Consider the following 14,329-nt stretch of genomic DNA (forward strand, 5'->3'; position numbering starts at 1 on the left):
ATTCAAACATAATTACTAAATTTGAAAAAAAATCACAATTAAAATCGTTTAATCTTAAAAACTATGAATTATTCTACATTAAAGAAAACAGTCGCATTGTCATTTGCTTCTTTGATGGTTGCAGGTTTGGCGAACGCGCAAACCGACTCAACCAAAACAACGGCAACTACAACGTCATCTGAAACCTCAACCGCTAAGGTATTTGGTGGTTTGGGCCAGTACAGGAAATTTAGCATTGGTGTAAATGGTGGTGTTACTTCACAATCATTAGCAACCGGTGGTTCAAGCGATTTCCAAAAGAAAAAACTTAGCCTTGGTTATGGTATTTCATTGAAAGAGCAATTAGCACATTCTTTTGCTTTACAATTAGACCTGAACGGCGGTAAAATTAAAGGCGAAAATGATGGTACCGGCGGTACTTACCGTAATGGTTATGTTAACTACGATACCAAATTCTGGCAGGGAAGCTTAAGCGCGGTTGTTAACGTTGCTACTATCGATTTCATCCGTCGTAAAAATGCTGTTAACTTCTACTTTAAAGCCGGTTTTGGTTTAGCAGCGTATGACCCAACTATTACAAGGATTAATAATGGAACTCAAGTAACCAGTCACTTCAAAAATGACGGTACCAGTGGTACTCATTACGTAAAAGAATTGGTTATCCCTGTTGGTGCGGGTGTTAAATTCAGGTTAAGCGATGCTGTTGCCCTGGATTTAGGTTATACTCAAAACTATGTTGATGGTGATAATTTAGATGGTTTCAAAAGATACTATCCAACTAAAGACCACTACTCATACGGTTACGCTGGTTTAGAATTTACTTTAGGTTCAAAATCGAAACCAGTATTAGAGTGGGTTAACCCGGTTGCTATGATGTATGACGAGCTGTATGATGCAGCTTTACGTCAGGAAGTTGAAGCTTTAAAAGGCCGTGTTGCTAACGTTGAAACTGCTGTTAACGACCTGAAAAAAGATTCTGACGGTGACGGTGTTGCTGATCAGTTTGACAAATGCCCAGGTACTGCTGCAGGTAGCGTAGTTGATGGCTCTGGTTGCGTTATTGTATTCCCTAAAGATACCACCGCTGCTGCTCCAGCTGCTACTGCTTACTCAAACATCCAGTTTGAATTTGACAGCTCAGTATTACGTACTTCATCTTACCCAGTGTTAGATGCTACTTCAGCTGATTTACGTTCATCTGGTTCAGCTGTTGAAGTTGACGGTTTCGCTTCATCTGAAGGTACTGCTGCTCACAACTTATCATTATCTAAAGACCGTGCTAACTCAGTAAAAACTTACTTAGTTAACTCTGGTGTTGATGCTAAGAAAGTGAAAGTAAAAGGTTACGGTGAAACTAACCCAATTGCTGACAACTCAACTGAAGAAGGCCGCGTACTTAACCGTCGTGTTCAATTCAAAAAGAAATAATATCTGATTAAATATTATTTGCGAAGGCTCCGGATAACCCGGAGCCTTCTTTTTTTTATAAGGTTTTGTGCTTAATAGTTATACCTTATATAATAGGTATGGGTTTACAGCGGCAAAATTTTACGTAAGTTTGTGTAATGTATTTCTTCAGGAAAAAAGATCCGAACCGCCCCGATAATTTTAATTTAAGGGTGATGCATTTTATAAATGCGCTGGCTATTATTATGTTCCTGGCCGGGATTATCTGGAAACTGGTACAGGTATTTATACTTAAAAAATGAAAACAATCATCAATACCAACAATGCACCTGCCCCTATTGGGCCATATAGCCAAGCTACCTTAGCCGGCGGTTTTTTATTTGTTTCGGGTCAGATCCCTATTGATCCGCTAAGTGGCGAACTCATCAGCAGTGACATCAAGGCAGAGGCTACACAGGTAATGGAAAACATCAAAGCTATTTTAACCGAAGCTGGCTTAGGTTTCAATAACATAGTAAAAACCAGTATCTTCTTAACCGATCTGCAAAATTTTGTACAGGTTAATGAAGTTTACGGAACCTATTTTACTGCCGATTTTCCGGCCCGCGAAACTATCCAGGTATCCGCTTTACCAAAAGGGGTAAACGTTGAGATCTCGGTTATTGCGGTTAAGTAGATTTTTCGATTTCGGATTTTGTCTGAACCGGGATTATACGGATTTAGGGGTTCACTGAATTTTTTGAATTCTGCTAATTCCTAAATTCTGTAATTTCTGATTCAGACCAATGCGTTAGGGATAGGAGTGGATACCGGCTTGAGCCTAAGGTCTGCAGGCGTATGAGCGGATAGTCCGGCCGCAGGAACGCCCAAAATTAAAGATTGGCGGTTAGAGGTTAGAGATTAGGTTTGCATATGAAACTCGATAAGCAGATTTTAAGAACGCTCCATTTACCTTGCATCCTGGCCCAACCAACGATTGTCTCGTTATATTATAGATTAGTCGATAGGTTATTTATAGCCATCTGTTAATTTAAGGAAACCACATAAACTACATTTACTCTACCGCTATAAAGAAAGGTTAAAACAGTTAATCAATGAATCCTTTTCAAACGCCACTTGTATACTTAAAAGGTGTAGGCCAGTCGAGGGCCGAGGTTTTGAAAAAGGAACTTGAACTGCACACCTTTGAGGATCTGCTGCGCCATTTCCCGTTCAGGTATATTGACCGTACCCGCTTTTATAAGGTAAGGGAGATACGTGAAGAACTGCCTTATGTGCAGGTGCTGGCGCGTATTATCAACAAAGAAATTGTTGGTGAAAAACAAAGCCGCCGCCTGGTGGTAAAGGCTAAGGACGATACTGGTATTATTGAGCTGGTATGGTTTAAAGGCATTAACTGGATAGAGAAAACCATTATTCCCGGTAAGGTTTATATATTGTTCGGGAAGCCCGGCTTTTTTAACATGATGCCACAGATGGCGCATCCCGAAATAGAGTTATATATGCCGGGTGCTCAAAAACAGGGCAACCTATCCTTACAACCTGTTTACAACTCAACAGAAAAGCTCAAACAATTTTCGCTGGATAGCAAAGGCATTCAAAAGCTTACAGCGGTTCTGCTTGATTTGCATGCTAAAGATATCCGTGAAAATATTCCTTTATATATCATCAACCAGTTTAAGCTGCTCAACCGGGCTGACGCTTACCGTAATATCCATTTCCCGGGAGATGCAACCTCGCTTAATGAGGCAGTATATCGGTTAAAGTTTGAGGAGTTGTTTTTTCTTCAGCTTAAGTTGCTTAAGAATAAGCTCCTGCATACGCAAAAATTTAAAGGCAATGTGTTTGATAAAGTTGGTCATTATTTTAATGAGTTTTATCATAACAAGCTGCCTTTTACGCTAACCGATCCGCAAAAGCGGGTGTTGAAGGAAATACGGCAGGATACCCAGCGTGGCATACAAATGAACCGCTTGCTGCAGGGCGATGTTGGTAGTGGCAAAACCGTAGTGGCGCTGATGAGTATACTGATTGCTATTGACAACGGTTTCCAAACCTGCATTATGGCACCTACCGAAATATTGGCTACGCAGCATTACCAGACCATTAAAGGCCTGGTGGGTGATGATTTTATTGAAGTAGCCTTGTTAACCGGTTCAACCAAACAGAAGGAGCGGAAAATTTTGCATCAAAAGCTTGAGGATGGTGACCTGAAAATATTGGTAGGCACCCATGCGCTTATTGAGGATAAGGTGCAGTTTAAGAACCTGGGTTTTGTAGTGATTGACGAACAGCACCGATTTGGGGTTGAGCAACGCTCGAAACTATGGCGTAAAAATATTGTCCCGCCGCATATATTGGTGATGACGGCGACCCCAATACCCCGCACGCTGGCCATGACACTATATGGCGATTTGGATGTTTCTGTGATTGACCAACTCCCGGCAGGGCGTAAACCTATTAAAACGGTTCATTTTTATGAAAACCAACGCCTGAGGATGTTCGGTTTTATGAAGCAGGAGATAGCATTAGGCAGACAGGTTTATGTAGTATATCCGCTGATACAGGAAAGCGAAAAGCTCGACCTGAAAAACCTGGAAGATGGTATTGAAGCCATGTCGCGGGAGTTTCCGAAACCTGAATATCAGCTAAGTATTGTACACGGTAAAATGAAACCTGCCGATAAGGATTTTGAAATGCAGCGGTTTATCAAACATGAAACGCAGATCATGGTAGCTACCACGGTGATCGAAGTAGGTGTGAACGTGCCCAATGCCTCGGTTATGGTCATTGAAAATGCTGAGCGCTTTGGTTTGTCGCAATTGCACCAATTGCGGGGAAGGGTGGGACGCGGGGCCGAGCAATCCTATTGCATTTTGATGAGCAGCCATAAATTGAGCCATGACGGCAAAATCCGCCTGGATACCATGGTGAAAACCAACAACGGCTTTGAAATTTCCGAGATTGACCTGCAGTTGCGCGGGCCGGGTAATATTGAAGGGACACAACAAAGTGGTGTGCTCGACTTGAAGCTGGCCAACCTGGCAACCGACCAGGAGTTACTTTTCAAAGTACGTAAATGCGTGGAAACCATTTTTGAAAAAGACCCTCAACTGGCCCATCCCGAAAACGAGATCTTGCACCATGCTTTTGAAGAAAAAAATGCTGGGCTGAGCTGGGATAAGATATCGTAAGCCAGGAATACTACAGAATAATCCCGCGTCATTGCGAGGAACGAAGCAATCCCCGATGTGCAGAGTAGATATGCAGGTTTGCCCTGTAAAGTTTGGGATTGCTTCGTACCTCGCAATGAGGTCTTTTTTAATTTAGTATAATGCCCGTAGCCCTTCCTCCTTTAGCTGTCAAATAGTACATTTGTTAAAACTGATCTTACTATTTATATATGAAGAAATTTTCCTTATTATTTTCTGCTGCCGCGTTGCTTTGTACGCAGGTAAAAGCGCAAGATTCCTTAGTTATTCGCAAAATGTATGATGAAGCTCTGGTTAACGGTCAGTGTTATGAAAACCTGCATTACCTGTGTAAAAATATAGGTCAGCGCCTCAGCGGTTCTGGCAATGCTCAAAAGGCTGTCGACTGGAGTAAAAAACTGATGGACGGCTACGGCTTTGACAAAGTTTACCTGCAGGAAGTAATGGTGCCACATTGGGTTCGCGGAGCGAAAGAAGAAGCGGCTATTATTGATGGTAAAAGCCGCATTCCGGTGCCAATTGTTGCCCTGGGCATGAGCATAGCTACGCCCAAAACCGGCATCACTGCTGATGTTATAGAAGTTAAAAGTATCAAAGAACTTGAAGGTCTTGGCGAAAGTATAGTGAAAGGAAAGATCGTGTTCTTTAACCGTGCGTTTGATCCTCGTTTTATTGAAACGGGTATGGCCTATGGCACTGCCGGCGATCAGCGTTTTATGGGTCCGGCGGTTGCAGCTAAACTTGGCGCTGCTGGTGTAATTGTACGTTCACTTACCGAGATCATTGATGATTATCCACACACCGGCGCTACGCTTGCTGCCCCCGGCAGTAAAATGATTCCGGCCGCGGCTATCTCTACAAAAGCCGCGAATAAGCTGAGTGCCATGCTTAAAATGAGGAAATTTCCTGCCGCTAAATTTTACTTTAAACAAAACTGTGAGTTATTGGCCGATGTAAAATCATATAACGTTATAGGCGAAATTACCGGCTCTGAAAATCCTAATAAATTCATTACCGTTGGTGGCCATCTTGATTCATGGGACCTGGCCGACGGTGCTCATGACGATGGTACAGGTGTAATGCAGTCGGTTGAAGTATTGCGTATTTTTAAAGCAGTAGGATACAAACCCAAAAACTCGGTACGCGCGGTACTTTTCATGAACGAAGAGAACGGCCATAAAGGCGGCACTAAATATGCCGAGCTGGCTGCTCAAAATAAAGAGCAACACATTGCCGCTATTGAAACAGACGAAGGCGGTTTTACTCCACGTGGATTTAGCTTTGCCGACGTATCAAAAGACTTTATTAAAAAAGTGAATGATAACTTCAAATCAATCCTGGAGCCATACGATGTCGACAAGTTAACCATCGGAGGGGCAGGTACGGATATTGAGCCGTTGAAAGAAACGATACCGGGAGTAGTATTGATTGGCTTCCGCCCGGATTCACAACGATATTTCGATTTACACCATACCGCGAAAGACGTTTTTGAAAACGTAAACAAACGTGAGCTCGAGCTTGGTGCGGCAGGTATGGCTGCATTTATTTATTTGATAGATCAGCATGGGTTGTAAGCCCTTGCTCTACTTCTCGTCATTGCGAGGCACGAAGCAATCCCCTATAAGCAGGTTAGCTCTGTATAGCTTGAGATTGCTTCGTGCCTCGCAATGACGTTATAAAAAAACTGTTATGAGAAAAATGATTTTTAATCTCTAAAAATCCTTAAATCGTATCTACCTTTGCGGCGCATCTAAAAATTAATAAATAGTGACCGAAGAAGGCGATAGTAAACCCCGGAAAATAGACTCCTTTGCAGCATTGCGTTATAAAGATTTCAGATCTTACATAGGCATGCGTTTTTGTTTCACCTTTGCATATTCTATGCAGGCCGTGGTACTCGGCTTTTATATCTACAGCATTACCCATAGTAAAATAGCCCTTGGCCTCATTGGCTTATGCGAGGCTATTCCGGCTATTGGCATCGCACTTTATGGCGGTTATATAGCTGATAAATCTGAAAAGCGTAAAATGCTTTTGCTGATCTTTAGCGGCGTATTGCTTACATCACTGGTAATGTTTACTGCTACCCTTAAAAGCATGAGTGGCATTATTCATACAGGTTGGATTGTGCCCATTATGTATGCTATGATATTTTGCAATGGCGTAGCCCGTGCCTTTTATGGCCCGGCAACATTCACCATTTATGCCAACAGTATTCCGAAAGAGTTGTATCCAAACGGCAGTACCTGGAGTAGCAGTAGCTGGCAGGTGGCATCTATTTTGGGTCCGGCGGCTGGTGGCTTGATATATGGTTACGCGGACAAAGTGATACCGGGCTTAACAGGTATTACCGCCACTTTTAGCTGTATCTTGTTTTTGCTATTGGTATCGCTGGTGTTGGTATACATGCTCAGGCAATATCCGGCGCAATATGTTCCTAAAGAAAGTATCTGGAAAAGCCTTTCTGAAGGGATCCATTTTGTATTTGGAAATAAGATGATGATCGGCGCCATGAGCCTTGACCTGTTCTCAGTGTTTTTTGGTGGTGCTGTGGCTTTACTGCCGGTTTTTGCCAACGAAATATTAAAAGTAGGCGCCGAAGGATTGGGTATCATGAGGGCCATGTCATCATTAGGTGCAGTATTGACCATGCTGGTGATGACGCGTTTTTCGCCAATGGGAAAGCCATGGCGTAACCTGCTTATTGCAGTGACCGGTTTCGGCTTGTCTATCATATGCTTCGGTTTATCTACTAATTTTTATTTGTCGCTGTTGTTTATATTTACCGAAGGTGCTTTTGACAGTATCAGTGTGATCATCCGTGGTACCCTGATGCAGCTTTTAACGCCCGATCATATGCGTGGCCGGGTATCGGCAGTGAACCAGATGTTCATTGGTTCATCTAACGAGATAGGCGCTTTTGAATCGGGTACTGCCGCGCAGTTGCTGGGTACTGTTCCGTCGGTATTATTTGGCGGTAGCATGACTATGATTATTGTAGGTATTACTTATCTGAAAACTAAGAAACTGATCCCGCTATCCCTGCAACAGATCCACGCGCCGGGTGAGGAGGGAATAAAGGAAGGATAGATCCCCCAACCGTCATGCTGAACTTGTTTCAGCATCCCATAAGCAAGGTCGGCGATTGCTTAGCAAGGCGGGTGCTGAAACAAGTTTAGCATGACGATATGTGTTTTAATCTCCTTCTCCCATCATGAATTTTTCATGTAGTTAACATTATTTTTAACCTATCCCCTTGTTTTGCTGCATGATAAATTCACATCTTTACGTTGCCAAAAAACGGCGCAATCAAACCAATAAACAATAAAACAAACTCACCCTTACAAACAATGAAAAAGGTAATATTAGTAACAGGAGCATCTTCTGGTATTGGCTTAGCCTGTGCTAACGCCCTGCATGCCGCCGGACATACAGTTTACGGCTCATCGCGTGATTTAAGCCGCATGACATCAGTTGCATTTAAACCTGTTCAACTTGATGTTACCGACGATGCTTCGGTAAAGGTTGCTATCGACACTATTATTAAAGCCGAAGGAAAAATTGATGTGTTGGTGAACAACGCGGGTAACGGCGTAACCGGTCCGGCTTATGCCATGCCGGTTGAGAGTGCTAAACAGCAGTTTGAAGTGAATTTTTTCGGTGTGATCCGTGTTAGTTCGGCAGTATTACCGGGTATGATCGAAAAAGGGCAGGGGCTTATTGTAAACATCAGCTCATTGGCTGGCTTGTTCGGGTTGCCATATCAAGGTATGTATAGCGCTTCAAAATATGCTATCGAAGGCTACTCACAAAGTTTAAGGATGGAACTGCGCAATACAGGCGTTAAAGTAACGCTGCTTAACCCGGGTGACTTTAAATCGGATTTTAGCCAGAACCGCGCTAAGGTTAAATTTCCGATCAAAAATGATAAGCTTGAAACTGAGTACAATGCAGCTGTGGCCGCTATGGAAAAAGACGAAAGCATTGCCCCAAGTCCTGAATCATTAGCTAAAAAACTGGTTTCGATAGTGGCTTCATCGAGTCCTAAGCACCGTTACCTGGTTGGTCAGGTTGGCCAAACCATTGTGCCTACGCTTAAAGCTATATTGCCGGGCGGTTTGTTTGAGAAGTTGATGAATGACCATTACGGGATAAAGTAGTCCTGATAATATAAAAAAATGCCATCCTGATCGGGCATTTTTCATTCAGATAAGATTTTGCTTTCGATAACGTCAAAGCCGAAAAGGAGGGATGTAAAAAAAAGATCATTTTGTTCATCATTGCTCTGACAGGCCTGTGTTAATGTCTTGCTGATAAACAATATCGAAGCCCCAATAACCTTTTTTTATTGACAATGAAACGCTTTTATATTTCGTAACAGGTGCATCCCATGGATAAAATAGCTGCTTATCTAATCCCTTATAATTGATCACAACATTGGGCGAAAGCTTTCCTTGTCCAACCTGTGCCGATATCACGCCGAAAGTTTGTTGCGAGGTTTTGTTATCGGCACAATAATAGTTTGTTGCCATAAAAATATACAGCGGAAGTCCTGCCGAGGCGTAGCCATAGAGCACAGAAAGCCATAACGCATTAGATACAGAGTAGCGTTTCCAGAATAAAGGGATGTGTATTGTAAAGCTGATTATAGTAAATGCCGTCCATATTTCTAAGCAAGCAGACAGAGGTATAAACGTAAGTCTGAACAAACCGATTTCAGGAACTAACGCACACAATCCGGCAAAGAAGGCAAGAAATATAAAAAATCGGGTTCTTCGAGATAGTTTAGGTACAATTGGAGGCCCGTAGTAGTTTCTGATCATTTAAACAGAATATTAGCCATTTGCATATTTTGGGCAGCTTGTTTTTTAAAAATCTCCCCCAGTTTTGGAGGAGATTTGGAGGGGCCTATTACGCCGTCAACTTTTTATATTTAATCCTTTTCGGAGCAACATCTCCCAATCGCTTCTTCCTGTTTTCTTCGTAATCAGAATAGTTTCCTTCAAAAAAGTAAACCTGCGAGTTGCCTTCAAAGGCAAGGATATGGGTGCAGATACGGTCGAGGAACCAGCGGTCGTGGCTGATGACTACCGCACAGCCGCCAAAGTTTTCGAGTGCTTCTTCCAAGGCACGTAGCGTATTTACGTCGATATCGTTGGTAGGCTCATCCAGCAGCAATACATTCGATCCTTTTTTAAGGGTGATGGATAAGTGAACACGGTTACGTTCACCGCCCGATAGTACACCCACTTTTTTCTGCTGATCGGCACCGTTAAAGTTAAACTTGGATACGTATGCCCTTGAATTTAACGGACGGTTACCTACCATAATAGTTTCCAAACCGCCGGTTACGTTTTCCCAAACAGATTTGTTAGGGTCGAGATCGTCATGCATCTGGTCTACATAACCCAAGGCTACGGTTTCGCCCACACGGAAGGTACCGGCATCCGGCTGATCTTGTCCGGTGATTAATCGGAACAGCGTTGTTTTGCCAGCACCGTTGGGGCCAATAATACCAACAATCCCGGCCGGAGGCAATGAGAAGCTCAGGTTATCAAACAATAATTTGTCGCCGTATGATTTGCTTACGTTATTGGCCTCGATCACCACGTTACCCAAACGCGGGCCCGGCGGAATGAACAGCTCCAGTTTTTCTTCGCGTTCTTTGGTTTCCTCGGATGCAAGTTTTTCGTAATTGCCTAAACGGGCTTTTGACTTGGCGTGGCGACCTTTCGGGCCCATGCGCACCCACTCCAGCTCGCGTTCCAGGGTCTTCTGACGTTTGCTCTCGCTCTTTTCTTCCTGTGCCAAACGTTTGGCTTTTTGATCAAGCCATGAGGAGTAATTTCCTTTCCATGGGATTCCTTCTCCACGGTCAAGCTCCAGGATCCAGCCGGCAACGTTATCAAGGAAGTACCTGTCGTGCGTTATCGCGATAACTGTTCCTTTATATTGTTGTAAATGTTGTTCCAGCCAATCAATAGATTCGGCATCCAAGTGGTTGGTGGGCTCATCAAGCAATAAAACATCAGGTTCTTTAAGCAGTAGGCGGCATAAAGCTACGCGACGGCGCTCGCCTCCTGATAGTACTGAAATTTTGGTATCAGGCTCCGGGCAACGGAGGGCATCCATAGCGCGTTCCAGTTTGCTATCCAGTTCCCAGGCGTTTACTGCATCAATTTTATCCTGTAGTTCGCCCTGGCGGTTCATAAGTTTCTCCATGGCATCGGCATCCTCATAATATTCAGGAAGACCGAATTTTTCGTTGATCTCTTCGTACTCCTTTAATAAGGCCGTAGTTTCAGAAACACCTTCCTCAACTATTTCGCGTACGGTTTTTTCAGGATCAAGTTCGGGTTCCTGGCTTAAGTAACCTACGGTATAGCCCGGCGAAAACACCACCTCGCCTATATTGGTTTTATCAATACCTGCAATGATCTTGAGCAGTGACGATTTACCGGAACCATTTAAGCCGATAACGCCAATTTTAGCGCCGTAAAAAAACGACAGGTATATGTTTTTTAATACTGTTTTTTGCGGGGGATAAACTTTGCTCACCCCGGCCATTGAAAAAATTATCTTTTCGTCTGCCATTATAATTGATCGATAAATAGAAATTCAAATATGGCTAAAATAGATGAAAAGGAGGCTTCAGATTAAATGATTAGGATTAGTAATTTTAAACTGATTTTTGAGTTATAATGTTAATTTAAATTTAATTGAACCTTAAGCAAAGAAGCACAACCATCACCGCGGGTTTCCCGTATATAAAGTTATATGACGATATCTGCTGGCTAATGCCTAATTGTCATGTTTATGACGAAATGCCTTAAATGGTGGAAATGTTATTAAATATTTGAAATTTGTTTAAACTTTTTTAAGATATTTATATCAAACAGGTAAGTTTCGTTCGTATATTGTAAAAAAAATGCTTGTTAGCGGGCTTTTCAGATAAAAACTGCCGATTGATACCAAACTTTGATACATTGCGTATCATAACAATGTCTGTTTCTGCAAAGCATTAAATGTTGGCAATATTGTTGATGAAAGTAAAACAGGCGTCGTAATTTGTAAAATCATAATTTATACATTAGGGCGTTCAATAATTAGAAAGGTATATATGGAAGCTAAATTTTCGCCGAGGGTAAAAGATGTTATTCAATATAGCAGGGAAGAGGCATTACGTCTTGGGCATGACTATATAGGTACTGAACATCTTTTGCTTGGGCTTATCCGCGATGGGGATGGTGTAGCAATTAAATTGCTGAAGGGATTGAACGTTGATACCGCAAAACTTCGCCGCGCCGTTGAGGATGCAGTAAAGGGAACTATTGGAACAAACGTACATATCGGCAGCATCCCGTTAACAAAACAGGCCGAGAAGGTATTGAAGATAACTTATCTGGAAGCCAAAATATTTAAAAGCGATGTAATTGGTACAGAGCACCTGCTGTTGTCCATCCTTCGCGATGAGGACAACATCGCCTCACAAATACTGGTACAGTTTAATGTAAACTACGAGGTATTTAAGGGTGAAGTTGAATCACATAAAAACGATGTTACTGACGAAATGCCGGGATCACCTACAGGTGGCGACGATGACTTTAAAGAAGAAGAGTCATTTAGCCAGCCTAAAAAAGTATCTGACATTAAATCAAAAACACCGGTGCTTGATAACTTTGGCCGCGATTTAACCCGCGCCGCCGAAGATGGCAAGCTTGACCCTATTGTTGGTCGTGAAAAAGAGATCGAAAGGGTGTCGCAAATTCTATCGCGCCGTAAAAAGAACAACCCTATATTAATAGGTGAACCGGGTGTAGGTAAATCGGCCATTGCCGAAGGTCTTGCATTGCGCATTGTTCAGCGCAAAGTATCACGTGTATTGTTCAACAAGCGTGTAGTTACACTTGATTTAGCCTCATTGGTTGCCGGTACCAAATACCGTGGCCAGTTTGAAGAGCGTATGAAAGCGGTAATGAACGAACTGGAAAAATCACCTGATGTAATTTTATTTATTGACGAGATCCATACTATAGTAGGTGCTGGTGGTGCTTCAGGTTCGCTTGATGCATCGAACATGTTTAAACCGGCTTTGGCGAGGGGAGAGATACAATGCATTGGCGCAACCACTTTAGATGAATACCGCCAGTACATTGAAAAAGATGGTGCTTTGGACCGTCGTTTCCAAAAAGTAATGGTTGAGCCGGCTACGCCGACTGAAACTATCGAGATCCTGAACCGCATTAAGGATAAATATGAAGAGCACCACGGTGTTACTTATACCCCAGAAGCTATCAATGCTTGCGTTAACTTAACCACCCGTTACATCACCGACAGGTTTTTACCGGACAAGGCTATCGACGCGCTTGATGAAGCAGGTTCACGTGTTCACTTAACCAATATCCATGTGCCTCAAAACATTTTAGATATTGAGCAAAAGATCGAACAGATCAAGATCGAGAAAAATAAAGTTGTCCGCAGTCAGAAATACGAAGAAGCTGCCCAATTGCGTGATACTGAAAAGAATTTGTTAGTTGAGCTTGACCAGGCAAAAGCTGTTTGGGAAGCCGAAACAAAATCAAAACGTTACACTGTAACCGAAGATAATGTTGCTGAGGTAGTATCTATGATGACCGGCATCCCTGTACAACGTGTAGGCCAGGCCGACAGCCAGAAGCTGTTGCATATGAGCGATACTGTTGCCAGCAAGATCATTGGTCAGGATGAAGCTATCAAAAAGCTTACCCGCGCTATACAACGTACCCGTGCCGGTTTGAAAGATCCTAAAAAACCTATTGGTTCATTCATCTTCCTGGGCCCTACAGGTGTTGGTAAAACCGAACTTGCTAAAGAGCTTGCCCGTTTTATGTTCGACACTGAAGATGCCCTGATCCAGATTGACATGAGCGAGTACATGGAGAAATTCGCGGTATCTCGTTTAGTAGGTGCGCCTCCGGGTTATGTAGGTTATGAAGAAGGTGGACAGTTAACTGAAAAAGTACGCCGTAAACCTTATGCCGTAGTGTTATTGGATGAGATCGAAAAAGCTCACCCTGATGTATTCAATATCCTGTTACAGGTGTTGGATGAAGGTCAGTTGACCGATTCATTAGGCCGCAAGGTTGATTTCAGGAATACGATCATCATCATGACATCAAATATCGGTGCCCGCCAGTTGAAAGACTTTGGCCAGGGTGTAGGTTTCAGCACCAACGCTAAAACTTTACAGGCCGAAAGCCATTCACGTGGTGTTATTGAGAATGCATTGAAACGTGCATTTGCTCCTGAGTTCCTGAACCGTATTGATGATGTTATCGTATTTAACTCATTAGGTAAAGAAGAGATCTTCAAGATCATCGATATCGAGCTTGCTTATCTGTTTAGCCGTGTAAATGGCTTAGGTTTCAAAATTGAGCTTACCGATGCTGCAAAAGATTTCATTGCCGATAAAGGTTATGACTCGCAATTTGGTGCGAGGCCGCTTAAACGTGCCATCCAGAAATACCTGGAAGACCCAATTGCCGAAGAGATCCTTAAAGGTGAATTAGCCGAAGGTGACGTAATGGTAGTTGATTTTGATACCGAAACCAAGGAGATCAAAATTACCGACAGGAAAGGTGAAAGCAAAAAGCCAGAGCAGGAAGAGCAAAAGTAATTTTGCAGTACTGTGAGTAATATTAAAACCCCGTTTCTTTTGGAACGGGGTTTTT

The 14,329-nt window shown here is 42.8% G+C and carries 10 protein-coding genes; 8 read left to right on the plus strand and 2 right to left on the minus strand.

Features of this window, described 5'->3' with window-relative positions:
- Nucleotides 1–63 precede the first annotated feature (63 nt).
- From ACP26M_RS00105 to ACP26M_RS00135, 7 genes are all read left to right on the plus strand, one after another.
- Nucleotides 64–1,428 carry an OmpA family protein gene (locus ACP26M_RS00105; RefSeq protein ID WP_426585069.1) on the plus strand — a complete coding sequence of 455 codons (1,365 nt, stop codon included), beginning with the start codon at nt 64–66 and terminating at the stop codon, nt 1,426–1,428.
- A gap of 137 nt (nt 1,429–1,565) precedes the next feature.
- Nucleotides 1,566–1,709: a DUF6728 family protein gene (locus tag ACP26M_RS00110; RefSeq protein ID WP_162997005.1), complete on the plus strand. Its 144-nt coding sequence runs from the start codon at nt 1,566–1,568 to the stop codon at nt 1,707–1,709.
- Nucleotides 1,706–2,083: a RidA family protein gene (locus ACP26M_RS00115; RefSeq protein WP_426585072.1), complete on the plus strand. Its 378-nt coding sequence runs from the start codon at nt 1,706–1,708 to the stop codon at nt 2,081–2,083. The genes ACP26M_RS00110 and ACP26M_RS00115 overlap by 4 nt, the downstream gene beginning before the upstream one ends.
- A 418-nt stretch (nt 2,084–2,501) precedes the next feature.
- Nucleotides 2,502–4,601, plus strand: coding sequence for an ATP-dependent DNA helicase RecG (gene recG / locus ACP26M_RS00120; protein ID WP_426585074.1), 2,100 nt, complete (start codon nt 2,502–2,504; stop codon nt 4,599–4,601).
- Between the two features lie 209 nt (nt 4,602–4,810).
- Nucleotides 4,811–6,193, plus strand: coding sequence for a M20/M25/M40 family metallo-hydrolase (locus tag ACP26M_RS00125; protein ID WP_426585076.1), 1,383 nt, complete (start codon nt 4,811–4,813; stop codon nt 6,191–6,193).
- A 193-nt stretch (nt 6,194–6,386) separates the two neighbouring features.
- The gene (locus ACP26M_RS00130) at nt 6,387–7,709 is read left to right on the plus strand and encodes an MFS transporter (RefSeq protein ID WP_426585078.1); all 1,323 of its coding nucleotides are present in this window, start codon (nt 6,387–6,389) and stop codon (nt 7,707–7,709) included.
- 260 nt (nt 7,710–7,969) lie between these two features.
- Complete coding sequence (locus ACP26M_RS00135; protein WP_426585080.1) at nt 7,970–8,779, plus strand: SDR family oxidoreductase; 810 nt, start codon at nt 7,970–7,972, stop codon at nt 8,777–8,779.
- A gap of 117 nt (nt 8,780–8,896) precedes the next feature.
- Here ACP26M_RS00135 and ACP26M_RS00140 read toward each other — a convergent pair whose 3' ends face one another.
- Together ACP26M_RS00140 and ettA are read right to left on the minus strand one after the other, a co-directional pair.
- Nucleotides 8,897–9,442 carry a hypothetical protein gene (locus ACP26M_RS00140; RefSeq protein ID WP_426585082.1) on the minus strand — a complete coding sequence of 182 codons (546 nt, stop codon included), beginning with the start codon at nt 9,440–9,442 and terminating at the stop codon, nt 8,897–8,899.
- 88 nt (nt 9,443–9,530) lie between these two features.
- On the minus strand, nt 9,531–11,213 hold the full coding sequence (gene ettA / locus ACP26M_RS00145) for an energy-dependent translational throttle protein EttA (protein ID WP_426585084.1): 1,683 nt from the start codon (nt 11,211–11,213) through the stop codon (nt 9,531–9,533).
- A 526-nt stretch (nt 11,214–11,739) separates the two neighbouring features.
- Here ettA and ACP26M_RS00150 point away from each other — a divergent pair.
- Nucleotides 11,740–14,274, plus strand: a complete 2,535-nt coding sequence (locus tag ACP26M_RS00150; protein ID WP_129569047.1) for an ATP-dependent Clp protease ATP-binding subunit — start codon at nt 11,740–11,742, stop codon at nt 14,272–14,274.
- Nucleotides 14,275–14,329: the final 55 nt, after the last annotated feature.

The sequence above is a fragment of the Mucilaginibacter sp. R-33 genome (assembly GCF_049949235.1).
Taxonomy (GTDB): Bacteria; Bacteroidota; Bacteroidia; order Sphingobacteriales; family Sphingobacteriaceae; genus Mucilaginibacter.

Excerpts from the sequence above, each read along its gene's own strand:
- ACP26M_RS00115 (WP_426585072.1), top strand. The coding sequence starts at position 1,706 with ATGAAAACAATCATCAATACCAACAATGCACCTGCCCCTATTGGGCCA.
- ACP26M_RS00150 (WP_129569047.1), top strand. The coding sequence starts at position 11,740 with ATGGAAGCTAAATTTTCGCCGAGGGTAAAAGATGTTATTCAATATAGC.
- ACP26M_RS00110 (WP_162997005.1), top strand. The coding sequence starts at position 1,566 with ATGTATTTCTTCAGGAAAAAAGATCCGAACCGCCCCGATAATTTTAAT.
- recG (WP_426585074.1), top strand. The coding sequence starts at position 2,502 with ATGAATCCTTTTCAAACGCCACTTGTATACTTAAAAGGTGTAGGCCAG.
- ACP26M_RS00105 (WP_426585069.1), top strand. The coding sequence starts at position 64 with ATGAATTATTCTACATTAAAGAAAACAGTCGCATTGTCATTTGCTTCT.
- ettA (WP_426585084.1), bottom strand. The coding sequence starts at position 11,213 with ATGGCAGACGAAAAGATAATTTTTTCAATGGCCGGGGTGAGCAAAGTT.
- ACP26M_RS00125 (WP_426585076.1), top strand. The coding sequence starts at position 4,811 with ATGAAGAAATTTTCCTTATTATTTTCTGCTGCCGCGTTGCTTTGTACG.
- ACP26M_RS00135 (WP_426585080.1), top strand. The coding sequence starts at position 7,970 with ATGAAAAAGGTAATATTAGTAACAGGAGCATCTTCTGGTATTGGCTTA.
- ACP26M_RS00140 (WP_426585082.1), bottom strand. The coding sequence starts at position 9,442 with ATGATCAGAAACTACTACGGGCCTCCAATTGTACCTAAACTATCTCGA.